General features: G+C 68.0%; 19 protein-coding genes. 12 read left to right on the forward strand and 7 right to left on the reverse strand.

Annotated elements, in window-relative coordinates:
• A partial coding sequence (locus tag ACTHNC_RS01490; RefSeq protein WP_440292817.1) for a DUF222 domain-containing protein occupies window positions 1-707 on the forward strand: 707 nt, incomplete at its 5' end.
• A gap of 300 nt (window positions 708-1,007) precedes the next feature.
• Here ACTHNC_RS01490 and ACTHNC_RS01495 read toward each other — a convergent pair.
• From ACTHNC_RS01495 to ACTHNC_RS01510, 4 genes are all read right to left on the reverse strand, one after another.
• On the reverse strand, window positions 1,008-1,850 hold the full coding sequence (locus ACTHNC_RS01495; protein ID WP_440292890.1) for an ABC transporter ATP-binding protein: 843 nt from the start codon (window positions 1,848-1,850) through the stop codon (window positions 1,008-1,010).
• A gap of 2 nt (window positions 1,851-1,852) precedes the next feature.
• Window positions 1,853-3,709: a dipeptide/oligopeptide/nickel ABC transporter permease/ATP-binding protein gene (locus ACTHNC_RS01500; RefSeq protein WP_440292818.1), complete on the reverse strand. Its 1,857-nt coding sequence runs from the start codon at window positions 3,707-3,709 to the stop codon at window positions 1,853-1,855.
• Window positions 3,706-4,647: an ABC transporter permease gene (locus tag ACTHNC_RS01505; protein WP_440292819.1), complete on the reverse strand. Its 942-nt coding sequence runs from the start codon at window positions 4,645-4,647 to the stop codon at window positions 3,706-3,708. The genes ACTHNC_RS01500 and ACTHNC_RS01505 overlap by 4 nt, the downstream gene beginning before the upstream one ends.
• A 90-nt stretch (window positions 4,648-4,737) precedes the next feature.
• A complete protein-coding gene (locus ACTHNC_RS01510; protein ID WP_440292820.1) occupies window positions 4,738-6,273 on the reverse strand; it encodes an ABC transporter substrate-binding protein in 1,536 nt (511 codons plus the stop codon).
• A gap of 342 nt (window positions 6,274-6,615) precedes the next feature.
• Here ACTHNC_RS01510 and ACTHNC_RS01515 point away from each other — a divergent pair, with 342 nt between their 5' ends.
• From ACTHNC_RS01515 to ACTHNC_RS01545, 7 genes are all read left to right on the forward strand, one after another.
• Complete coding sequence (locus tag ACTHNC_RS01515; RefSeq protein WP_440292891.1) at window positions 6,616-7,587, forward strand: helix-turn-helix domain-containing protein; 972 nt, start codon at window positions 6,616-6,618, stop codon at window positions 7,585-7,587.
• A gap of 162 nt (window positions 7,588-7,749) precedes the next feature.
• Window positions 7,750-8,568, forward strand: coding sequence for a MoaF C-terminal domain-containing protein (locus ACTHNC_RS01520; RefSeq protein ID WP_440292821.1), 819 nt, complete (start codon window positions 7,750-7,752; stop codon window positions 8,566-8,568).
• Between the two features lie 15 nt (window positions 8,569-8,583).
• Window positions 8,584-8,976, forward strand: a complete 393-nt coding sequence (locus tag ACTHNC_RS01525) for a nuclear transport factor 2 family protein (protein WP_440292822.1) — start codon at window positions 8,584-8,586, stop codon at window positions 8,974-8,976.
• 49 nt (window positions 8,977-9,025) lie between these two features.
• The gene (locus ACTHNC_RS01530; protein ID WP_440292823.1) at window positions 9,026-10,243 is read left to right on the forward strand and encodes an ABC transporter substrate-binding protein; all 1,218 of its coding nucleotides are present in this window, start codon (window positions 9,026-9,028) and stop codon (window positions 10,241-10,243) included.
• 4 nt (window positions 10,244-10,247) lie between these two features.
• Complete coding sequence (locus ACTHNC_RS01535) at window positions 10,248-11,108, forward strand: branched-chain amino acid ABC transporter permease (RefSeq protein WP_440292824.1); 861 nt, start codon at window positions 10,248-10,250, stop codon at window positions 11,106-11,108.
• Window positions 11,095-12,834, forward strand: a complete 1,740-nt coding sequence (locus ACTHNC_RS01540) for a branched-chain amino acid ABC transporter ATP-binding protein/permease (RefSeq protein ID WP_440292825.1) — start codon at window positions 11,095-11,097, stop codon at window positions 12,832-12,834. The genes ACTHNC_RS01535 and ACTHNC_RS01540 overlap by 14 nt, the downstream gene beginning before the upstream one ends.
• Window positions 12,834-13,541: an ABC transporter ATP-binding protein gene (locus ACTHNC_RS01545; protein ID WP_440292826.1), complete on the forward strand. Its 708-nt coding sequence runs from the start codon at window positions 12,834-12,836 to the stop codon at window positions 13,539-13,541. The genes ACTHNC_RS01540 and ACTHNC_RS01545 overlap by 1 nt, the downstream gene beginning before the upstream one ends.
• A gap of 13 nt (window positions 13,542-13,554) precedes the next feature.
• Here the strand turns inward: ACTHNC_RS01545 and ACTHNC_RS01550 are convergent, their stop codons facing one another.
• Together ACTHNC_RS01550 and ACTHNC_RS01555 are read right to left on the reverse strand one after the other, a co-directional pair.
• The gene (locus tag ACTHNC_RS01550) at window positions 13,555-14,373 is read right to left on the reverse strand and encodes an SDR family NAD(P)-dependent oxidoreductase (protein ID WP_440292892.1); all 819 of its coding nucleotides are present in this window, start codon (window positions 14,371-14,373) and stop codon (window positions 13,555-13,557) included.
• A gap of 60 nt (window positions 14,374-14,433) precedes the next feature.
• Window positions 14,434-15,183 (reverse strand): SDR family NAD(P)-dependent oxidoreductase, encoded by a 750-nt coding sequence (locus tag ACTHNC_RS01555; protein ID WP_440292827.1) that lies wholly within the window; start codon window positions 15,181-15,183, stop codon window positions 14,434-14,436.
• 206 nt (window positions 15,184-15,389) lie between these two features.
• On the opposite strand from ACTHNC_RS01555, the gene ACTHNC_RS01560 reads away from it, so the two are divergent.
• From ACTHNC_RS01560 to ACTHNC_RS01575, 4 genes are read left to right on the forward strand one after another with little or no spacing between them, the layout of a single operon-like run.
• Window positions 15,390-16,862 carry an APC family permease gene (locus ACTHNC_RS01560; RefSeq protein ID WP_440292828.1) on the forward strand — a complete coding sequence of 491 codons (1,473 nt, stop codon included), beginning with the start codon at window positions 15,390-15,392 and terminating at the stop codon, window positions 16,860-16,862.
• 51 nt (window positions 16,863-16,913) lie between these two features.
• Complete coding sequence (locus ACTHNC_RS01565; RefSeq protein WP_440292829.1) at window positions 16,914-17,747, forward strand: MoaF C-terminal domain-containing protein; 834 nt, start codon at window positions 16,914-16,916, stop codon at window positions 17,745-17,747.
• Between the two features lies 1 nt (window position 17,748).
• The gene (locus tag ACTHNC_RS01570; protein ID WP_440292830.1) at window positions 17,749-19,410 is read left to right on the forward strand and encodes an amidohydrolase; all 1,662 of its coding nucleotides are present in this window, start codon (window positions 17,749-17,751) and stop codon (window positions 19,408-19,410) included.
• 35 nt (window positions 19,411-19,445) lie between these two features.
• Window positions 19,446-20,984: a GMC family oxidoreductase gene (locus ACTHNC_RS01575; protein WP_440292831.1), complete on the forward strand. Its 1,539-nt coding sequence runs from the start codon at window positions 19,446-19,448 to the stop codon at window positions 20,982-20,984.
• A 153-nt stretch (window positions 20,985-21,137) separates the two neighbouring features.
• Here the strand turns inward: ACTHNC_RS01575 and ACTHNC_RS01580 are convergent, their stop codons facing one another.
• Window positions 21,138-22,601: an aldehyde dehydrogenase family protein gene (locus tag ACTHNC_RS01580; protein ID WP_440292832.1), complete on the reverse strand. Its 1,464-nt coding sequence runs from the start codon at window positions 22,599-22,601 to the stop codon at window positions 21,138-21,140.
• Window positions 22,602-22,719 lie beyond the last annotated feature (118 nt).

Raw genomic sequence — 22,719 nt, forward strand, 5'->3', positions numbered from 1 at the left:
CCCGCTTCACCACGAAAGACGATGTGGCGTGGGCGCAACACCTGCTGGACGACCCGCGCAGCAACGAACAACTCGCCTTCGACACCCTCCTGGCCGTGCTCCACGACGGCGCCGCCTGCGATACCAGCACCACCTTCCGCACCGAGCGGCCCGCGGTGCGCGTCATCACCGTCATCAACACAACCGACACCGACACAACCGACACCGACCGCGGTGACGACCCGGAGCGCGGTGAGAGTGAACCTGGCACGGGCATCCCGTCAGGTCAACTCGAGGGCTCCGCGTTCGCCGTCCCGCACACCGTGGTCGAGGCGACCGTCTGCACCGACGGGGTCGTGCCGATCACCGTCGACCGGTCAGGACGCGCCCTCAACCTCGGCCGAACCCGCAGACTCTTCAGCCCCGCCCAACGCGTCATCCTCCGCGCCCGGGACGGCGGATGCCTCTGGCCCGGCTGCGACCGACCACCCTGGCAAACCGAAGCCCACCACATCAACAACTACGCCGAACACCACGGCAGAACGGACATCGCCGACGGCGTCAGCCTCTGCAAGTTTCATCATCTCAACCTGCACAACAACCACTGGAGAATCCGCAGACGAGGCACCCAGTACGAGCTGATACCGCCGCCCGGGATGAACCTGGCACCGATACCCCTCCACCCCAAGAGCACCACCTGGGAACAGGTACGTCGATGCACCGGATGAGCACGCCCGCCCGACCCAACCCCGGGCACGAGCACCTCGAAGCATCCCGAGCCGCAGGCGCTGCCCGCAGGCACGAGCACCTCGAAGCATCCGGCCGTCGGCGCAGGCCACGCACACCATCCGGGCCGTCGGCGCAGGACACGCAAACCATCCCGAACCGCGGGCGCAGACACAGACCATGAGCCATCCCGGTTGCGTGAGAACGGACCCGCGCGGCCGGCTCTCGCGCAACCGTGACGCTGCGCCGGGCGGGAACCACACGACGACGGCGGTCGAGGTGCTCCTGAACGCTCAGATCAACTACGCGGCCTGGTCCTTCAGACGGAGCCATGCCACACGACGCTCGGCCTGCCTCGACGGGTCCGCCACCGGCGACGCCATCAGGAGACGCCTACTGTACGGATGCTGCGGATCACGCGTGACCGCCTCACCGTCACCGCTCTCCACGATCTCACCGTGATACATCACGACCACGCGGTGACAGATGCGTCGCACCACACCGAGATCGTGCGAGACGAACAGGTACGACACACCGGTGTCCCGCTGCAACGAGATGAACAGATCGAGAATCGCCGCCTGCGTCGTCAGGTCCAGCGCACTCACCGGTTCGTCGCAGACGATCAACCGGGGCTTGCGTACCAGCGCACGTGCGATCGCGATCCGCTGCCGCTGCCCACCGGAGAACTCACTCGGATACCGGTCCACCACCGAACCCGGCAGCCCGACCCGCTCGAGCATCTCCCCCACTGCCGAACGCGCGGCACCTCGACGAGTCCCGGCCGCCGTCAACGGCTCCGCCAGGATCTCGCCGATCGTCAGCTGCGGATCCAGCGACCCATACGGATCCTGGAAAACCACCTGGATGCTCGACGCCAGCGCACGACGCTCCGCGCCCTTCGCGTGCGTGATGTCCTTGCCGTCGAACGTGATCGTTCCGCTGGCGACGGGTGCGAGCCCCAGGATCGCCTTGCCCAGCGTGGACTTTCCCGAACCGCTCTCCCCCACCAGCCCCAGGCACTCGCCCGCGCCGATCTCGAGGGACACGCCCTTCAACGCCCGGAACGCCTGCTTGCGGCGTCCACTCGTGTAGTCGACGCAGACATCCGAAACGGTGAGCAGGTCCGGTCGTTCCTCTGTTGCCACACTCACGCAAGAACCTCCTTCTCGGCGCCGACCGCCGCGTCGACCCGGGCTGTGGGCACCGCGGCACGGGCACTGCTGTCAACCCGCGACGCGTACTCCGCATCCAGCTCCGCTCGCGGCGCAGCGTCATCCAGCGAAGCGCTGATCAGCTCGCGCGTGTACGCCTCGGCGGGCGAACCGAAGACGTCGTGCACCGTGCCCGACTCCACGATCGATCCCTTCTGCATCACGACCACACGATCGCAGATGTCGGCGACCACACCGAAGTTATGCGTGACGATGACCAGCGCCGTGCGGTACTCGGCCTGCAGTTCACGCAGGAGTTCGAGCACCTCCGCCTGCACTGTGACATCCAGAGCCGTCGTCGGCTCGTCCGCCACGAGAACCGAAGGGTTGCCGGCCAAAGCGCCAGCGATGAGCACGCGCTGCGCCATGCCGCCGGAGAGCTGGTGCGGATACGACGCCATCACCCGTACCGGGTCCACGATGCCCACCCGCTCCAGGAGTGCCAGGGAACGCGCCTTCGCCTCCCGTTTCGACAGTCCGTGCACGTGTCGGAGCGGCTCCGTGAGCTGGTACCCGATCGTGTAGCTCGGGTCGAGGTTCGACATCGGTTCCTGCGGGATGTATCCGATCACGCTGCCGAGCAGCTTCGCCCGCTGCTTGCGGCTCAGCTTCGACACCTCGCGTCCCTCGATCCACATCGCGTCGGCGCACGAGTGCCCGGTGCTCGGCAGCAGGTCGAGGATCGAGAACACGGTCTGCGACTTGCCCGATCCGGACTCGCCCACGATCCCCAGCACCTCCGCCGGCGCGACGTCGAGATTGATGCCGTGCACCACCTCGACCTCGCCCTGGGCGGTGTCGTACGACACGTGCAGGTTCTCGATCTGCACCGCCGAATCGGTCGGCGCGTGCACCAGGACACCGGTCGTGGTCGAACCGAACTCGGATGCATTCGCACGAGAAGCGCGAGACCGCTTACGCGGCTTCGGGGTGCGCACCGCGACGAGCTCGGCGAACGTCGACCCAGCGATGGCGAGCGCCGCAATCGCGATGCCGAGCGCGAGCGACGGCCACAACAAGAGGAGCGGATCCAGCAGGATGTTCTGGAATCCGTCGTTCATCATCGCGCCCCAGCTCGGCGTTTTCGCGCTGCCGATGCCGAGGAACTGCAGACCCGCCTGGATGCCCATGGCCATGCCGGCGGTCAGCGCGGTCTGGATGATCACCGGTGCATACACCGACTTGACGATGTGCTTCGCCATGATCCGCAGGTGTCCCAGACCTGCTACGCGCGCGGCATCCACATACACCTCGTTGCGAACGCTCATCGTGGTCGAGCGGGCCAGCCGGTAGTACCCGGGCGCCATCAGCACACCGATGGTCGACATCAGCAGCTCGAAGTTGTTCCGGCTACCCGCGGCGACGATGAGCAGGATGATCATGCCCGGCACGGACTGCAGAGCGTCGCTGATCCAGGTGGCCACCTGGTCGAACTTGCCCCCGAAGTATCCGGCGGCGACACCGGAGGGAACGCCGATCACCAGCGCGACGACCACGGTGATGAAGGCGCCCCACAGCGTGAGCTGGGTTCCGTAGATGAGCCGGCTCAGGACATCCCGCCCGCTGCTGTCACCACCGAGCGGATGCCCAGGCCCGGGCGGTGCCTTCGTCAGCGTGTAGGTCACGAGGTTGGGGTCGTGCGGTGCCAGCATCGGCGCGAGCACGGCGACGAGCACCAGGATCAGCAGCACGGCGAGCGAGACGGCACCGGCCGGCCGCTTCAGGAACTGAACGAACAGCGACGAGCGGGATGCCGCGCGCGGATCGATGGATTCGGCGATGGGAGCACTCATTGCACACGTGCCTTCGGGTTGAGCCAGCCGAGCACCAGGTCGAGCAGGAAGTTGACGACGACCACGAAGGCGACCGTCACGACCGTGATGCCGAGCAGGATGGGGATGTCACCGTTCTGCGACGAACCGTTGGTGAGCGCGCCGATGCCGGGAAGAGCGAACACCTGCTCGACCACGATCGCGCCGGAGAGCAGGCCGACGAACATGAGCGCGAGAACCGTCACCGACGACGGCGCCGCGTTGCGCAGCAGGTGCAGTGTCACGCGAGTGGTGGACAGTCCTCGGCTGCGCAGCGTTCGGGCGTAGTCCTGGCGGTTCGCCGTGATCATCGCGTTGCGGAGCTGCTCGGCGATCATCACGATCGCGCCGAGAGCGAGCGCGACGGCCGGCAGTGTGATGGAGCGCAGCCATCCTCCGATCGACTCCGTCGGCGCGGTGTAGCCGACGGCGGGAAACCAGCGCAGATCCACGGCGAACCAGATGACCAGCACGATGCTCACCCAGAACCCGGGCAGGGCGAACAGAACGACGGATGCCGTCTTCACCACCCGGTCGACGATGCTTCCGGGCCGGAGACCGGCCAGCACGCCGAACAGTCCGCCAAATACGGCGGAGAGGATCATCGCGAACGTGACAACGGAGAGCGTCACCGGCAGTTTGAGGGCGATCTGCGACCACACCGTCTGCGAGTTGCGCCATGACGTGCCGAGATCGCCGACCACGAGGTGGCTGATCCAGTCCCAGAACTGCACGAGGAGCGGACGATCGGTGCCCAGCTGCTGCGCGAGCACCTGCTGGGCGTGCGGGGTCGCGGCGCTGCCCAGCAGCCCGACCGTGGGATCGGGGATGGCTGCATGCGCGAGGAAGAACGTGCCGGTCGCGACCACGACGAGCAGCACGAGGCCGGAGACCAGCCTCCTGAGGGTGAATCTGAGCATCGGGCGGGCATCCTGACGATGGCGGAAATGGGGAGAGAAGGGGGGACGGGTCGGGTCCTCGCGTTCAGGCGACGACCCGACCCGCCACGCTCACGACTTCGGCTGGATCTGCCGCAGTGTGGGGAACATCATGCCGACGACGGGCGTCACCTGGATGTTCGAGGTGGAGATGTAGCTGTTGTTCGCCTGGTACCAGACCGAGAACCATCCCATCGACGTGATGAGCTCGTTGAGCTTCTTCACTTGGGTCGCCTGATCCTTCGGATCCGCGTTCAACACGGCATCCACCTGCTGCTGCACCTTCGGGAACTTGTCGACCTGCGGTGTCGGGTTGTACCACTGCGGCAGGTTGATCTGACGCTGAACCGTGGCCACCGGGTTGGAGTCCATCGCGATGACCGCCACGAACATCGGGTAGGTCGGCGCGTTGGCCTGGTAGTCCATGTACTGCATGTTGTCCCAGGCGACCTTGATGTTCAGCTGCTTGAACACCTGGTCGACGACCGGCTGCCAGGCCTGGAACGGCTGCGCCATCGGCATGTGCAGCGAGAAGCCGTCCGCGTATCCCGCCTCGGCCATCAAACTCTTCGCCTTGGCGATGCTCGTCTTATACATCGAATTCAGCGACGGGTCGTTGCCGGCGCCGCCCGCGGGGAACACCTGGTTCGTGAACTTGCCGTCGCCATTGCCGATCGACTTCAGCGTCGCCTCGCCGTCGAACGCGTAGTTCAGCGCCTGACGCACGCGTTCGTCGCCAAGCGGCTTGAACTTCTCGCCGGAGCGGTCGGTGAACTGCAGTCCGACCCACATCGATGGCTTGGACGCCACGTTCCAGCCGTTCGTCTGCGCCTGCTTCAGAGCCGTCGGGTCGCCGTAGTTCACGTTGATCTGCCCGGAGACCATGGCGTTGTCGCGAGCCGTCGCATCCTGGATCGGCTGGATCGTGAGCGGGTCGAACGGGAAGTCCTTGGCGTCCCAGTAGCCCTTCACCTTCTCGAACTTGTACGAGGAGCCCGGAACGCTGGACTTGTCGAGCGTGTACGGGCCGGAGCCGACCGGCGTTTTCGACAGGGTTCCGGCGTCGATCGCCTTGGGCGCCATCATGTAGCTGCGGCCGATCGCCATCAGGTAGAGCATCGTGTCGTCGCGCTTCGACAGGTCGATCTCGACCGTCTTGTCGTCGACGGCGACGATCTTGGACACGTTGCCGTATGCCTCGCTGGAGCGGGCTCCGGCCTTGAGGTACTCCAGGCTCTTCACCGCGGCGGCCGCGTTGAAGGCCTCGCCGTCGCTGAACTTCACGCCGGTGCGCAGGTGGAACGTGTACTTGAGTCCGTCGGATGACACGTCCCAGCTCTTCGCGAGCGCGGGAACCGGCTTGCCGTCGCCGTCGGAGGCGACCAGCGGGTCGTACACCGCGGACAGGTAGGGACCGTCGAACCCGATGTCGGCCTTGGAGGGATCCCAGTTGGTCACGTCGGCGAAGTTGCCGATGTTGAGCGGGCCCGCGGCTGCGGCCTTTCCGCTGCTCGTCGTCGATGACGATGACGAGCCGCCGGCCGAGCATCCGCTGAGCGCCAGGACGAGCGCAGCGGACACCGCGAGTGCAGCTGTTGCTTTCTTCATTCGTTGTTCTCTCGGTTGGCGTTTCAAGGGATGGAACCTCGTTGTGATCGCCGGCAAGTCGGCTTCGCCGGCGTGCCCGTCGCGGGCGCCTACCTGTGAGAGGTCGACGTCACTTCGATGTGCCGTGGCCGTCATTCTACAGTTGTTGACACAAAACTCAACGCGGGTGCATGCCTGCACCGCGGGCATCCGGAACGCGCCGGCAGACCCTGCACAGAGTGGCCATCCGCGTGCACTCCTGGTCAACTGGAGCACCTCGCCGGGCAGTCGAGGCCAAGATCGTATACAATCTGGATGGTCGTGTTACGACCTCAGATGTGCGAGGTGAAGATGCCGGTGACGATGCCCGTATCCCCCACGACGCTGCCCGCTGCGACGAGGCCGCAGACCGTCGCGACGAATGTCGCACGGAACATCAACGACTTCCGCGTGGCCGTGAGCGACGCGTTCGTTCCGCTGCAGGTGACCGCCTCGCACGCGGACGGCTTCCGCAGCGTGATCCGCGGCGCCGCCGTCGACGAGGTGCACGTCACCGACCTGCGTGCCGCGCCGCACGTCGTCGAGCGGACGCCCGAGCTCGTGTCCCGGGGCGGACGCAACTACTTCAAGGTGAGCCTCATGCTCGCCGGTCGCGGCCTGCTCATCCAGGACGGCCGCGAGGCGGTGCTCGAACCGGGCAGCCTCGCCGTGTACGACACGTCCCGCCCGTACTCGCTCGTCTTCGACGAGGAGTTCCGCACCATGGTGGTGATGTTCCCGCACCACCTGATCACGCTGCCGGCCGATCTGGTCGGCGAGTTGACGGCGGTGAGCATCTCGGGCAGCGACGGTGTCGGAGCCGTCGTCGCGCCGTACCTCAGCCAGCTCGCCGTCAACCTCGATCAGCTGGCGGGGAACGTCGGTGCGCGGCTGGCGCACAGCGCGCTCGATCTCGTGACGACCGTCTTCACCCGCGAACTCGGACTGGACGACGCAGGAGGCGATCCGCACCGGGCGCTGATGCAGCGCATCCGTGCACACATCGACCGGAACCTGGCGTCGACGGACCTGTCACCCGCGTCGATCGCGGCGGCGCACTTCATCTCCACCCGGCACCTGCACGCGCTGTTCCAGGAGCAGAAGACGACGGTGTCCACGTGGATCCGGCTGCGCCGACTCGAGCAGTGCCGGCGCGACCTCGTCGACCCGGTGTACGCCGACCGGTCGGTGGCGGCCATCGCGGCACGGTGGGGATTCGTGGATGCCGCGCACTTCAGCCGCGCGTTCAAGTCGCTGTTCAACGTCTCCCCCAGCGAGTTCCGCGCGACGCACTGACGCGGGTTTGCCCTGACCGGGGCTTGCTGACCCGACCTTGCCGCCAAGGGCACGTCGGTTGACTGTCGGCGCGCGATCCGCTGTGCGGTCTTGAGCGGGCATCGGACCCGCAAGACGCTGGCCACGAGGGCTCGCATCGGCGCGGCCCGGTGAGGAGTCAGCATGGCCGACAGCACAGCCGACACCAGTACCGAAGACGCAGCAGACGACGAGTGGCGCACGTACGACGAGTTCGCGGCGGGGATCGACACGTATCGCCTGCCGAACACGTCTCTCGACGGCACGAACGTGACCGTTACGCTCGATGATGGCACGAGCATCCGTCTCGCATTCGGATCCGAGACGGTGACCTGGTCGGCGTCCGGATCCATGGAGGCGGCCGAGGGCACGAACGACCCGTATGACGCGGTGCAGGTGCGCGATGACGTGCTGTTCGTGCACCTTCCCCTGAGCAGCAGGGCGAACGAGGCGCTCACGATCGTCTACTCCACGACGACGAACCGCGCACTAGCCGTGCAGTCACACATCGACGATGTGGCGGTCGGGGGCGTTCCTCGGGTGTCGCAACGGTTCTGGGCCGGCACCACCGACGCGGGCGACGTATCCGGCGAGGTGCCGGCGCCCAGCCGCGACCTGATCGGCAAGCGCAACGTGTACCGGTACAGCCCGCACCACCTCTACGAGCACGTGTATCTCTCCAGCAAGCGCTACTCGTGGCAGTGCCTTGAGGGCGTGCAGCGCGGTCACGGCGACACGGACCTGTCGACGGTGTGGAAGTTCGCGGACGGGCTGTACCTGTTCTGCTTCCGCGAGTTCCGCATCGCGGTCGCCAGCGTTTGGCTGCACGACCTCGGCTACCAGCTGCGCACCACTGGCGTGTTCCTGGGGCTCGACGGTGAGGGCGAGCCGGAGCACTCGCGCGCGGGAGGACACATCTACCCGCTCGGGTCCGTGAGCTATCCCGACGTGCAGCCGGTGTAACGAAAGGGACGATCCATGACCGCATACGACGTCGTGAAGGCGCACTACGACGCGAACGACCGAGGCGACCTCGAGGGGATGCTCGCGCCGCTCGCTGCCGACGTGCACTGGACCGAGATGGCCGGCTTCCCGTGTGCCGGAACGTACATCGGACCTGACGCGGTGCGCGCGGGTGTGTTCGAGCGTCTCGGCCGCGAATGGGACGGCTACACGGCATCCATCACTGAGCTGCTCGATGCCGGCGACACCGTTGTCGGGCTCGGCACGTACAGCGGCACGTACAAGGCGACCGGCGAACACATGAACGTGCGGGTCGTCCACGTGTGGCGGGTGCGCGACGAGAAGGTCGTCGCCTTCGAGCAGTTCACCGACACCCTGCTCGTCGCCCGCGCGACGCACGAGTTCTGAAGCAACGCAACACGGTTCCACCCGAGATCCCTCGAGGAAGAGGCAAGCGATGAAGAAGAAGCTGATGGCGGTCACCGCGGTGGCCGCCGCCGCAATGCTCGCACTGAGCGGCTGCAGTCAAGGAGGCCAGGCATCCGGAGGCTCCGGCAGCGGCGACAAGAGCCCGATCGTGGTCGGTTCGGTCAACACCGACAGCGGTCCCGCCACGTTCCCGGAGGCGTCGCAGGCGGCGAAGGCCGTGTTCGACCAGTTCAACGCACAGGGCGGCCTCGACGGTCAGAAGATCAAGTACGTGGCACAGGACGACAAGGGCGACCCCGCGACCGCAACCGCTCTGGCCAGGCAGATCGTCGGCCAGGACGAGGCCGTCGCGATGGTGGGCAGCGCCAGCCTCATCGAGTGCGAGCTGAACGCGAAGTACTACCAGCAGCAGGGCATCCTCTCCATTCCTGGTATCGGAGTGGATCGTGGATGTTTCGACAGTCCGAACATCTCGCCGGCGAACGTCGGTCCGTTCAACGACACGACGCTGACGCTGCTGTACGGCACCCAGGTTCTGCACGCCGACCACATCTGCGCGCTGCTGGAGATCGCCGGCAACACGAAGCCCGCGTACCAGGCGGCGATCGCCAAGTGGGAGAAGGTGACGGGGCAGAAGCTGTTCTACGCGGACTACACGGTGCCGTACGGAGCATCCGACTACACCGCGTACCTCGTGAAGGCGAAGCAGGCCGGCTGCAAGACGATCATGAACAACCCCGTGGAGCCGGACTCCATCGCGATGCTGAAGAACGCGCAGGCGATGGGCTGGAACGACGTGACGTGGCTGCTGCTCACCAGCGTGTACAGCACCAACTACGCGAACTCGGTGACCGACACCGGCAAGGGCGTGTACGTTCCCGCGGAGTTCTACCCGTTCACCGAGGTCAACTCGCAGACCAAGGCGTGGCGTGACCTGATGGACAAGAACAACATCAAGCTCACCGCTTTCAGCCAGGGCGGCTACCTCGCGGCGACGCACTTCATCAGCGTGCTGAAGCAGATGAAGAAGGACGGCAAGGCGATCACTCGCGAGAACGTGACGGATGCGCTGCACAACTTGAAGCCGATCGAGGACCCGATGATCGGCACGCCCTACACGTTCGGCACCGCGAAGGTGCACGACACGAACATCTGCGGCTGGCCGATCCAGCTCATGACCGGCACGAACAAGTGGGCGCTCGCGGCCAAGGGCGGCGACAAGTGGCTGTGCATCCCGAAGGACTGACCGGATGCTGCAAGGTGCGATAGCGGGTCTCGCCTCCGGGGGCCTGTACGCGGTTCTCGCGGTCTGCCTCACGCTGATGGCGCGCCTGGTGCGAGTGGTCAACTTCGCCCAGGCCGCCACCGGCATGTTCGGCGGGTTCTGCGCGGTCTGGCTGGTGAGCATGGTGGGCTGGCCCATCCCGGTGGCGTCGGTGGTGGGCATCCTCGTCGGCGGCGCGCTGAGCGCGGTGATCGGCTGGATCGTCGCCACCTGGCTCTCCGAGGCCAACACGAGCACCCGCTCGGCCGTCACGGTCGGGCCGCTGCTGCTGCTCATCTCGCTGTCGTTCATCCTGTTCGGAAACAAGCCGCAGCCGTTCGAGCCGATCATCGCCGGCCCCGCGTTCCAGCTCGCCGGGGTGACGGTCAGCTGGCTGACGGTGACGACGGTGCTGCTTTCGGTGGTGGTCGCGGTGGCGTCGTATTTCGTGCTGAGCCGAACGGGCGTCGGCACCAGGTTGCGGGCGCTGTCGGAACGTCCGATCACGGCCGAGCTGATCGGCATCCCCTCCCGGCCGCTCAGCGTCGCGGTGTGGGCGGTCACAGGCATCCTCAGCTCGCTCGTCATCATCATCGTGGCGCCGTCGCAGGCCAACGACGCCACGAGCCTGTCGATGCTCATCGTCCCGGCCGCCGCCGCAGCGCTGGTCGGCGGCTTCCGCCGGCTGGACCTCGCCGTGATCGGGGGCCTCGGGCTCGGTGCGCTGAGCGGCGTGGTCGCCCAGATCGACGTGCTCTCGGCGGTGCGCGACTTCGTGCCGTTCCTCGTCATCGTCGGATTCCTGCTGTGGATGCAGCGCAAGGAGGTGTGGGATGCCGCGCGCTGACCGCAGCACGCTCGTCAGGTACGCCCTGCCGTTCGCCGTCGCGATCGGCGGCGTCGGCATCGGCTACGTGCTGAGCCTGTCCCTGAGCGGATACTTCGTCTACCTCGGCATCAGCGTCGTGGTGGCAACGATCGCGATCCTGGGCCTCGGCGTCGTCACCGGAAGCGCCGGAATGATCTCGCTCTGCCAGCTCACGTTCGCCGCCGTCGGCGCCTGGGTCGTCTCCGGACTCAACGTGACCAACGCGCCGGGCGGTTTCATCGTCTGGCTCATCCTGGGCGGTGCGGCAGCCGGTGCGGTCGGCGTGATCATCGGCCTGCCCGCTCTGCGGCTTCGCGGTGTCAACCTGGCCGTCGTGACGCTCGGCTTCGCGGCGGCCGCCGATGTGACGCTCGTGCAGATCCAGTTCCCTGGGGCCGCGGCCGGCGACTCGGTGCTCCGGCCGGATGCCTTCAGCACCGACCCGCAGTTCTTCTTCTTCAGCGTGCTGGTTCTGGCCGTGTGCGCGCTGGTCATCTACTTCGTGCAGAACGGACGCTGGGGAGCCGGATGGAAGGCCGTTGCGTTCTCGGAGCGCGGCACGGCATCCGTCGGTGCCAGCGTGAGCGTGTCGAAGCTGACGGCGTTCGCGGTGAGCGCGACGCTCGGCGGCATCAGCGGCGGCCTGATCGCCGGTCAGGTGGGGCTCGCGTTTGCGTCGAGCTTCGAGCCGATCCAGTCGCTCGCGCTGTACGTGCTCTCGATCATGACCGGCGCACACCTGATCGACATGGCGATCCTTGGCGGCATCCTGTGGATCGCTGTGCCGGAGATCCTGAAGCGGCTCGGCATCGATCAGGACTGGGGCTTCGTCATCTTCGGCGCGCTGGGCGTGCAGGCGCTCGCCAGCGGCTCGACGCTCGGCGGTTCGATCCGGAACGCCTGGTGGAAACGCCAGGCGAAGGTGCAGGCCGCCGGCGAGCATCCCGCGCTGGTCGACGACGACATTGAGGCGCCGCCGAGAACCGCGGCCGTCGGCGACCCGCTGCTGGTCGTGCAGAACCTCGGCGTCGCGTTCGGTTCGGTGAAGGCGCTGGACGGCGTCAGCGTGACCGTGCGCGAGAACTCGATCACGGGCCTGATCGGCCCGAACGGTGCTGGCAAGTCGACGTTCGTGGATGCCATCAGCGGCTTCCTTCCCCAGCACACCGGAACGGTCACGCTCGCAGGCCGCGACCTGCGCGGCCTCTCCCCAACGAAACGCGCCCGCGCCGGGCTGCGTCGCACGTTCCAGCAGGACCGGGTTCCGCCGAGCCTGACCGTCGAGGCGTACGTGCGGTTCGTCGCACGGCGACGCCTGTCGCTGCAGCAGATCGAGGAGACGCTGGAGTTCTTCGGATGCCCGCGGGCACGCACCCGGCTGCTGAACGTCGATGTCGGCACCCGGCGGCTCGTGGAGGTGGCGGCCGCGGTGCTCGCGTCCCCGCGCGTCGTGCTGCTGGACGAGCCGGCCGCCGGTCTGTCGCTGGAGGAGCACATCGCGCTCGGCGAGCGGCTGCGGCAGGTGCCCGCCCGGTTCGGCATCGCCGTCGTGCTGATCGAGCACGACCTCGAGCTGGTGCGTTCGGTGTGCCAGGAGATCACCGTGCTCGACTTCGGGCAGGTGATCGCGAGCGGACCGCAGGAGACGGTGCTGGCGGACCCCGCCGTGCTCAAGGCCTACATGGGTGAGACGGAGCTGTTGTGATGGTGGATGGTTCGCTCGTGCTCGACGACGTCACGGTGAGCCGTGGCGCAGGACCGGTGATCTCGAACGTGAGCATCACGCTGCGACCGGGTGATGTGACCGCGCTCGTCGGGCCGAACGGTGCGGGGAAGACCAGCCTGATCGAGTCCGTCTCGGGTATCACGGCGTTCTCGGGAGGAAGCATCCTGCTCGACGACCAGCCGATCGGCAAGCTCTCCCGGGTGGCACGAGCCAAGCGAGGCATCGTGCACATCGAGCAGGGCAGGGCGGTCTTCCCGTCGCTGACCGTGCGCGAGAACCTCGTGCTCACGGCCGGGACGGATGCCCGTGCCCGAGCAGCGCTCGACCATTTTCCGGAGCTGGAGAAGCGGTGGGATGCCCCGACCGCGCTCCTCTCCGGCGGCGAGCAGCAGATGGTGGTGCTCGCGCGAGCATTCGCGGCGCAGCCCAGGTTCCTGCTGATCGACGAGATGTCGCTGGGACTGGCGCCCGTGGTGTTCACCCGGCTGCTGCCGATGGTGACGACGATCGCGCAGGCCGGAGTCGGCGTTCTGCTGGTGGAGCAGTTCACGAGCATGGCGCTCGGACTGGCCGGCGAAGCGCTCGTCGTCTCAGGCGGACGCGTCACGTACCAGGGAGACGCGCGGCAGCTGCGCGACCGGCCGCAGCTGCTGCACGAGGCCTACCTCGGCACGACGACTGCCTGAGTGCCGGCCCGAGCTACATCCCGGCGTGGTCGAACGCCAGCGTCGGCACGTCCACGATGTGGGCCCCGCCGTCGGCCACCAGCACCGCGCCGGTCATGTACGAGGACTCGGCCGAGCCCAGGAAGCGCACGATCGCGGCGATCTCAGCGGGCTGCGCCGGGCGCCCGAGCGGGACATCCGCAGTGACGGCCGCGTAGCCGTCTTCGCGTGAGGTGAGGTCGGGCGCGTGCTCGGCGAACTCGTCCATCTCCGCGTCGGCCATCGGCGTCTGCACCCAGCCGGGGCAGACCGCGTTGACGCGCACGCCGGAGCGTCCGTAGTCGCGCGCCAGCGTGCGAGTGAGTCCGATGAGCGCGTGCTTGCCGACGGTGTAGCCGGCGACGGAGGGTCCGGCGAACAGGCCGGCCAGCGACGAGACGACGACGATCTGCCCCTTCGCCTCGACGAGCGCCGGAAGGCACTCGCGCGCCATGGTGAAGGCGGTCGTGAGGTTGGCGCGCAGCGCCTGCTCCCAGCTGGAGTCATCCGTCTGCCCGACGGGTGCGAAGCCGTGGCCGCCGGCGTTGGCGACGAGCACGTCGAGTCGTCCGAATCGGGCGAGCACGTCACGCACCACACCGGACGCCGCCTCTGAGTCGGCGGCATCCGCGACCAGCGGAACGGCCCCGGTCGCCGCGGCGACCTCCTCGAGCGGTGCGAGCCTGCGCCCGACGATCACCACGTTGGCGCCCTCTGCGCTGAACCGCTCGGCGATCGCGGCACCGATACCGGTGCCGCCGCCCGTGATCACGACGACCTTGCCTGCGACGCCGGCTCCGGCGAATTGTGCCATCTTCACGTCTCTCCCTCTCATTCGGAGCCTCGGTACTCCTGAAGCCTCTGGATGCCGGCCCTACGCCGGGAAGCTCGAACGGGCGGTGTAGCCGAAGTCGCTGACGAGCCCGGTGGCGTCGACCGCTCGGGCGCGCGGCGAGGCCAGGAACAGGAGTTCGGCGGCGACGTCGTCCGCGGTCTGGACTGGATAGCCGACGTCGTCGAACCCGTCCATCAGCCCGAGGTCGCCGCGACTCATCGGGGTGTCCACGATCGACGGGCACACCGCCGTGATCCGCACGAGCTCTTCTTCGACGGATGCCGCCCGCGCGAGCTGCAGCAACGCCGCCTTCGACGCGCAGTACGCGGCCATCCCGCCCGCCGCCACCAGGGCGGAGTCGCTGGCCACGAACACCGCTGCCGGATCGGTGCCCCGGCGCAGCTCGGGTAGGGCGTGCTTGAGCAGCAGGAACGCGCCCGTGACGTTGACCGCGAAGACGCGCTCCCAGGCATCCTGCGACGTGTCCACCAGCGTGGTGCCGACCGGTCCGGAGACGCCCGCGCAGCCGATGACGAGGTCGAGGCCGCCGAGCCAGTGCGCTGCGGCACCCACCGCGGACGCCACCTGCTGCTCGTCAGCCGCGTCAGCCGCGAGCGCGACGGCGTGGCCGCCTTCATCACGGAGCGCTGACGCAACCGCCTCCGGCGCCTGGCGGTCGAGCAAGGCGATGGACACTCCCTCGGCGACGAGCGCCCGCGCGGTCGCGCTGCCGATCCCACCGGCGGCGCCGGTGACGAGCGCGCGCCGCCCGGTGAGTCTGAGGTCCATGCGTGTCATCCTCTGCCGACACGGGCCGCCGCGTCACGCGGGCCCGACCCGGGTCTGCGCTGCGACGCTACCGTCGTGCGCTCAGGGCCAACATCTCCGCACCGTCGCGAACGCACAATGGCACGGTGGGCACCGCCCCGTCCGCAGCGCGCCGGTCGCGGCACCCGGATCTTCCCCAGGCATCTCCCCAGGCAAAGGAGCCGTTCGTGTCAGACAACCCGACGAACACGACACTCAAGAGCAACTCGCTCGGCGTCTTCGGCATCGTCTTCCTCGTGCTTGCAGCGGTCGCGCCGCTGACGGGGATCGTCGTGGTGGCATCCCTCGCCATCGCACTCGGCAACGGCGGCGGCGCGCCCGCGTCGTTCTTCATCGTGGCGGTCATCCTGCTGCTCTTCGCGGTCGGCTATGCGCAGATGTCGAAGCAGCTGGCGAACGCCGGCGGCTTCTACGCCTTCGTCGTGAAAGGTCTCGGCCGCACCGGCGGACTCATCGCCGGCCTCATCGCCACGCTCGGCTACAACTTCTTCGTGGTCGGCACGATCGGCACGAGCGGCTTCTTCATGCAGACGATCATCGCCCAGCTCACCGGCTTCGACCTGCACTGGTACGTGTGGGGGCTCCTCTCCATCGCGGTGTGCTTCGTGATGGCCAGGCGCGGCGTGGACTTCAGCTCGAAGGTGCTCGGCGTCTCGCTCGTGCTCGAGACGCTCATGCTCGTCGTCTTCGACATCTCGGTGCTGATCCGCACCGGGTTCGACTTCTCGGCATTCGGCCCGGCGGCGGTGTTCTCCGGATCGCTGCCCATCGGCCTGCTGCTGGCGGCGACCGGCTTCCTCGGTTTCGAAGCGACCGCTCTGTTCAGCGAGGAGGCCAAGCGGCCGCTGAAGACCATCCCCCGTGCCACCTACACCGCCATCATCGCGATCGGCGTCATCCTGGGCGTCACCACCTGGGCGGTGGTGAGCGCGACAGGTGTTGCCGAGGCGCAGAAGGCATCCCTCAAGCATCTGGATGCCGGTGACCTGCTGTTCTCGCTCATCCACGAGTACCTGGGCGAGCCCATGATGATCATCGCCGAGATCCTGCTGTTGGTCAGCCTGTTCGCCGCGATGCTCGCGTTCCACAACTCGGCCACGCGGTACCTGTACTCGATGGGGCGGGCGCGCATCCTGCCGCACGGACTCGCCCGCACGCGCGGCAACGGAGCACCGGCCGTCGCCGGTTTGGTGCAGGCACTTTTCGGCGCGATCATCGCGGGGCTGTTCGCGCTGGCCGGGCTGAGCCCGATCGCGACGCTCGTACCGGCGATGCTCGGGTTCGGCACGCTCGCTGTGCTCATCCTGCAAGCGCTCGCGGCGCTCTCGATCGTGGTGTGGTTCCGCCGGCAGCGCGACCCTCGATGGTGGAGCACGTTCATCGCACCGGGGCTCGGGTTCCTCGGGCTGCTGTCGATCGTGCTGCTCGCCGTCTTCAACTTCAACATCGTGGCCGGCAGCGACAACATCTTCATTCTGATGCTGCCGCTGCTGCTGGTGCTCGCGATCGTGGTCGGCATCGTCTATGGCGCCTACCTCAAGCGCAGCAAGCCCGTCGTGTACGACGCTCTGGCGACCGATCTCGAGAAGTTCAACGTGCACGCCGCCGAGGAGGGCAAGGATCCCGTGCCCGGTCTGTGAGCTCTCACCGCAAAGCGCCACCGCCGACCCGACCACCTGGAAGGAACATCCATGACCACCAACCTCTCCGACACCACGACCTGGCTGCCGCTCGACGGACTCGCACCGGGCTTCGATGCCAACAAGGCGCAGCCCTCGAGCGACCTCCACGGACGCACGATCACGATCGTCGACGAGCGCGGCACCCGCATCACGCACACTTTCGGCCCGGGCGAGGTGACGTGGACCTACGAGCCGGGAGAGGGCGACCCGACCGAGGCTGCGTCGCAGACGGATGCCTGTGAGGTGATCCGCGTGGACGACGACCTGTACTACGCGCAGTTCCACCACGAGTACCTGCCGAACGAGGCGGTGTCTCTCGTGCTCGATCTGCGCGGCGGGCACGCGCTGGCCATCCTCAGTGTCATCGGGGAGGCGGCCCCCGGACACACCGCCGTGCAGCAGCACTTCGCGCCGGCACGCATCGAGGGCATGCAGCAGACCGGGGAGGCGCCAGCGCCGACGAACGAGTTGATCGGGCGCCGCGCACTGTGGGTGTATTCCTCGCAGCACGCGTACGAGCACGTGTACTTGTCGCCGCACTGGTACTCCTGGCAGTGCCTGGCCGGACCGGAGCAGGGACTCGCCGACACCGACGAGCAGACGACGTGGCGCATCCGTCCAGGAATCTACGTGTTCGCGTGGCGGGAGAAGGTGATCCCGTGCGGATCGGTGACGATCGCCGACCACCGCGACCAGCGATCGCTGCGCTCGCACGGCGTGCTGTTCGGCGTCGACGAGGCCGGCACCGGGCAGACGCACTTCACGTTCGGCGCATTCGGGCGTCTGCTCTCCAACACGGTGCACCCTGCCGAGTACGATCCGGCGCTGCAGCCGGAGCGCTGATATGACGGCGGCGGATCTCATCCTCACCGGCGGCGTCGTTCGCACGGCGGACGGGCGGCGCACGGTCGCCGAGGCGATCGCGTTCGGCGGCGACCGGGTGCTCGAGGTCGGCACGGCCGAGCAGGTGCTCGGGCATCGCGGTGAGGCGACGCAGGTGCGCGAACTCGACGGGGCGGCGGTGTATCCGGGCTTCGTCGACGTGCACAACCACCACACGCAGGCGGGCCGGGCCGACCTGTACGAGCTGACGCTGAAGTCGACGCTCTCGCTCGACGAGATCCTCGACCGGGTCGGCGAGCACTCGGCTGGCCTTCCGGCGGATGCCTGGATCGTCGGCAGCGCTTACCCGAGCACGATGATGGCCGAGCTGAACAGTTCGGCGGTGCGCAGGCGGCTGGATGCGGCATCCGGCGGCCGTCCGGTCGTGATCGTCGAAGACAGCAGGCACAACCGCTGGGCGAACACGCGCGCGCTCGAGCTGGCGGGCATCCGCAAGGGGACGCTGCCGGAGGGCGGCGTGACACCGCTGGACGACACGGACGGCGAGCCGACGGGCATCCTGCTGGAGGCGGCGGGCATTCCGGTCGAGGAGGCGTTCGCGCGCACGGGTGGTCTGACGCCGGAGCAGCATCGCCGGTCGTCGCAGCGCGGCGTTGAGCTGCTCGGCTCGTACGGTGTCACGGCGTTTCAGGATGCCGCGGTTTCGGCGGACATCCTCGCCGCCCTGCACTCGCTCGACTCGGCAGGCGAGCTGAACGCCTGGGTCGTATCGAGCCTCACGATCAACGACGAGATCTTCGGCTACGACCCGGTCGGCGAGCCGCTGGTGGCGATGGGCGAGCGCTACCGCACCCGACACCACCGGCCGGACTTCGTGAAGATCTTCCTCGACGGCGTGCCGCCGGCGCGTACGGCGTCCTTCCTCGATCCGTACCTGCCGGATGCCGCACACGGCGCACACTTCCACGGCACCACCACGATGGACGCCGACGAGCTCTACGGATGGCTGCACCGCGTCACCGAGCGCGGTCTCGGCGCGAAGGTGCACTGTACGGGCGACGGCTCGGCGCATCTGCTGCTCGACGTCGTCGAACGGCTTCGCAGCGAAGGGTTCGAGACGCCGGTGCAGATCGCGCACGGGCAGTTCCTTGCCGAGGCGGACATCCCCCGCATGGCGCATCTCGGTGTGGTGGCGGACATCTCGCCGTTCATCTGGTTCCCGGGGGTGATCCCGGATGCTCTCGCGGACGTGCTCGGTGCGGAGCGTGCCGAGCACCTGCAGCCGAACCGGTCGCTGATCGATGCCGGCGTGCTCGTCGCCGGCGGATCGGACTGGCCGGTCTCGGAGTCACCGAACCCTCTGGAGGGCATGCAGGGCCTGGTGACCAGGGCGGATCCGCTCGGCCGCGCGCCCGGAGTGCTGTGGCCGGAGCAGGCGATCACGGCCGAGGAGGCGCTGGAGGTGTTCACCATCAACTCCGCCCGCGCGATGGGACTGGACGACGAGACCGGCTCGCTGGAGCCCGGCAAGTCGGCCGACTTCGTGATCCTCGACCGCGACGCCGTCGGGGGCTCCCCCGACGAGATCATCGACGCCCGCGTGCTCGAGACCTGGTTCGCCGGCCGCCGCGTCTACGAGGCCCCCGCCCATACCGCCGGTTGAGCCCGTCGAAACCGCCCACCGAAGGAGTCCCGCCCATGACCGACCAAAGGACCTCCGTCATCGTGGTCGGCGGCGGATCGTCCGGCTCCGTCGTCGCCCGTCGTCTGGTGGACGCGGGTCTCCACGTCACGTTGCTGGAGGCCGGCGGAGAGGACACGAACCCCGCGATCCACGACCCGAGCCGTGCGGGCGAGCTCTGGCACGGGCCCGAGGACTGGGACTACCGCACGGTTCCGCAGGATCACGCGGCGGGACGTCGCCTGCATCTGCCGCGAGGCAAGGTTCTCGGCGGGTCGCACGCGCTCAACGCGATGATCTGGGTGCGCGGGGCACGCAGCGACTACGACGGATGGGCCGCCGAGGGCTGCACCGGCTGGGCGTGGGACGACGTGCTGCCGGTGTACAAGAGCATCGAGGCGTTCTCGGGCGGCGCATCCGACCTGCACGGCGGCGACGGTCCGCTCCCCGTGACGGATGCGTACCCGCTCGCGCCGATTCAGGCATCCATCATGCGGGCGGCCCTGGAGGAGGGTCTGGAGCGCAATCCGGACTACAACGGGGAGCGGCTCGACGGCGTCTCGCAAGAGCAGGTCACGATGTGCGACGGCCGCCGCGTGAACACCTGGATGGCGTACCTGAAGCCGGTGCGCGACCGCATCGACCTGCGCACCGGATGCCACGTGCACTCCGTGATCGTCGAGAACGGCCGCGCCGTCGGTGTGCGCTACCGCGAAGCCGGTTCGCAGGAGCTGCACGAGTCGAGGGCGGACGAGATCGTACTGGCCGCCGGCGCGCTGGACTCGCCGGCGATCCTGCTGCGATCGGGCATCGGACCAGCGGATCGGCTGGCCCCGCTCGGCATCGACGTCGTCCGCGATCTGCCCGGCGTCGGGGAGAACCTGCACGACCACCTGCTCTCGCCCGTGGTCTTCCACACCACGAAGAAGAAGGTGGGACCGCCCCAGCCCGGCGTCTCGGTGACGCAGACGCACCTGTTCTGGCATTCTCGGCCGGGGCTGGAGGAGCCGGACACCCAGCCGATCCACTTCTCGGTCCCGATGTACGGCGAAGACCTCGAGCCCGTCGGCGACGACGGCTTCTCACTCATGGCCGGAATCGTGCGGCCGGCGAGCCGCGGCTCGCTCCGGCTCACCGGGCCGGGACTCGACGACGCGGTCAGCATCGACCTGAACGCGCTGGCGGAGACGGATGACGTGACATCCCTCGTCGCGTCCGTTCGGCAGTGCCGTTCGATCGGCGCGCGACCGGCTCTGACGGAAGAGTGGGGAGCCGTCGAGGTCTACCCGGGCCCCGATGTTTCCGACGACGAGGTCGAGGACTACGTGCGGCGCACCGCGATCACCTACCACCACCAGGTCGGCACGTGCCGCATGGGCGTGGATGCCGGTGCGGTGGTCGACCCGAGGTTGCGGGTGCACGGCATCGCCCGCCTTCGCGTGACGGATGCCTCGATCATGCCGCGCATCACGACCGGGAACACGAACGCCCCCGCAGTCCTCATCGGCGAACAGGGAGCCCGCTTCCTGCTGCAGGACCTGGCAGCCGACGGCTGAGCGCCGAACCCGCTCGTGGTCCCATCCGCTCCCCAAGTGAGACTACGTACATGCGCTGAGACCACGTGTGGTGCACGTAGTGTCAGCGCGTACACGTAGTCTCGGCGCGGATGTCCGCGGCGTCGCGGCGGCGCGGATGTCCGCTGCCCGCGGTCAGCCGCTGATCACCTGGGTGGCGGCGACGGCCTTCAGGCCGGCCACGCCGAACTCGAGGCCGTAGCCCGAGTTCTTCACGCCGCCGAACGGAACGGCCGGGTGCAGTCCGCCGTGCGAGTTGATCCACACGGTTCCGGACTGGATGCGTGCAGCGACAGCCCTTGCTTCCTGCGGGTCGCCCCACACGGAGCCTCCCAGGCCGACCTCGAGCCGGTTGGCGCGGGCGACGGCCTCGTCCACGTCGGAGTACTTGATGACCGGGAGCACCGGTCCGAACTGCTCTTCGTCCACGATCGCGGTGCCGTCGCTCACGTCGGCGACCAGCGTGATCGGGTAGAACAGCTCCCCCAGTTCGGGCGCTGGCGCGCCGCCGGTGACGATCCTCGCGCCGTGCGCCTTGGCATCCTCGACGAGCCGGTTCACGATGTCGAACTGCTGCTTGTTCTGCAGCGGACCGAGCACGTTGGCCTCGTCGAGTCCCTCGCCCATCGGGGTCTGCTCGGCCACCGATTTCAACGCCTCGATCACGTCGTCGTAGATGGACTCGTGCACGTACAGCCGCTTCAGCGCGGCGCACGTCTGTCCGGTGTTGATGAACGCGCCCCAGAACAGGTCCTGCGCGATCGCCTGCGGGTCGGCACTCGGCAGGACGACTCCGGCGTCGTTGCCGCCCAGCTCCAGGGTGAGCCGGGCGATGTTGCCGGCGGAGCTCTCGATGATCTTGCGCCCTGTGGCGGTCGAGCCGGTGAACATGACCTTGTCGACATCTGGATGCGAGGCCAGGCGCGCTCCTACCTCGCGGTCACCCGAGATGCCGATCAGCACGTCGGGGGGCAGCACCTCGTTCATCACCGAGATCATGGCCAGCACGCTCAGCGGTGTGTACTCGCTCGGCTTGATGACGACCGTGTTGCCCATGCGCAGGCTGGGCGCGATCTGCCAGATCGCGATCATCAGCGGCCAGTTCCAAGGGCCGATCGCGGCGACGACGCCCAGTGCGCGATAGTGCAGCTCTGCGTGCGTCTGCTCGTCGTCGACGAGCACCTCCGGCTCCAGCACGGTGGTCGCGGCACTGCGCAGCCAGGCGGAGCACGCGCCGAGCTCGAAGCGGGCGTTCGGCCCGTTCAGCGGCTTGCCTTGCTCACGAGAGAGGATGCGCGCAAGCGCCTCCGCGTTCGCGTCGATGGCATCCGCGGCGGCAAGCAGCACCTCCGAGCGACGCTCGTGGCCAAGGGCGTCCCACGCCGGCTGCGCGGCCTTCGCGCGAGCGATCGCGTCTTCGAGGTCTGCGACCGTCTGCACCGGTGCGCGCCCGAGGACCTCGCGGGTCGCGGCATCCAGAATCGCGCGCCCCTCGCCTTCCGGCGCCTGCACGAGCTCGAGCAGGGCGGCCTCCTCAGCCGTCAGCTCTCGCTGAATCGTGGGCTGCGTGCTTTCTTCGCTCGGTGCGGATAACGACATCGGTGTCTCCTTCATCACGACGTATCGCAGAACGATTGCTGCGTCGTCGACACGGCCTTGCGAATATTCTGCGGCCGCCGAGGGAACACGGGTTGTCCAGGAGCGCGACATCGCTGAC

Origin of the sequence: Humibacter sp., assembly GCF_051954055.1 — a bacterium.
Classification (GTDB): domain Bacteria; phylum Actinomycetota; class Actinomycetes; order Actinomycetales; family Microbacteriaceae; genus Humibacter.

Bases quoted from the DNA above. Each gene is read 5' to 3' on its own strand.
- ACTHNC_RS01545 (WP_440292826.1), top strand. From the start codon at position 12,834: ATGGTGGATGGTTCGCTCGTGCTCGACGACGTCACGGTGAGCCGTGGC.
- ACTHNC_RS01520 (WP_440292821.1), top strand. From the start codon at position 7,750: ATGGCCGACAGCACAGCCGACACCAGTACCGAAGACGCAGCAGACGAC.
- ACTHNC_RS01525 (WP_440292822.1), top strand. From the start codon at position 8,584: ATGACCGCATACGACGTCGTGAAGGCGCACTACGACGCGAACGACCGA.
- ACTHNC_RS01510 (WP_440292820.1), bottom strand. From the start codon at position 6,273: ATGAAGAAAGCAACAGCTGCACTCGCGGTGTCCGCTGCGCTCGTCCTG.
- ACTHNC_RS01535 (WP_440292824.1), top strand. From the start codon at position 10,248: ATGCTGCAAGGTGCGATAGCGGGTCTCGCCTCCGGGGGCCTGTACGCG.
- ACTHNC_RS01580 (WP_440292832.1), bottom strand. From the start codon at position 22,601: ATGTCGTTATCCGCACCGAGCGAAGAAAGCACGCAGCCCACGATTCAG.
- ACTHNC_RS01570 (WP_440292830.1), top strand. From the start codon at position 17,749: ATGACGGCGGCGGATCTCATCCTCACCGGCGGCGTCGTTCGCACGGCG.
- ACTHNC_RS01500 (WP_440292818.1), bottom strand. From the start codon at position 3,709: ATGAGTGCTCCCATCGCCGAATCCATCGATCCGCGCGCGGCATCCCGC.
- ACTHNC_RS01575 (WP_440292831.1), top strand. From the start codon at position 19,446: ATGACCGACCAAAGGACCTCCGTCATCGTGGTCGGCGGCGGATCGTCC.
- ACTHNC_RS01540 (WP_440292825.1), top strand. From the start codon at position 11,095: ATGCCGCGCGCTGACCGCAGCACGCTCGTCAGGTACGCCCTGCCGTTC.
- ACTHNC_RS01530 (WP_440292823.1), top strand. From the start codon at position 9,026: ATGAAGAAGAAGCTGATGGCGGTCACCGCGGTGGCCGCCGCCGCAATG.
- ACTHNC_RS01505 (WP_440292819.1), bottom strand. From the start codon at position 4,647: ATGCTCAGATTCACCCTCAGGAGGCTGGTCTCCGGCCTCGTGCTGCTC.
- ACTHNC_RS01565 (WP_440292829.1), top strand. From the start codon at position 16,914: ATGACCACCAACCTCTCCGACACCACGACCTGGCTGCCGCTCGACGGA.
- ACTHNC_RS01515 (WP_440292891.1), top strand. From the start codon at position 6,616: ATGCCCGTATCCCCCACGACGCTGCCCGCTGCGACGAGGCCGCAGACC.
- ACTHNC_RS01555 (WP_440292827.1), bottom strand. From the start codon at position 15,183: ATGGACCTCAGACTCACCGGGCGGCGCGCGCTCGTCACCGGCGCCGCC.
- ACTHNC_RS01550 (WP_440292892.1), bottom strand. From the start codon at position 14,373: ATGGCACAATTCGCCGGAGCCGGCGTCGCAGGCAAGGTCGTCGTGATC.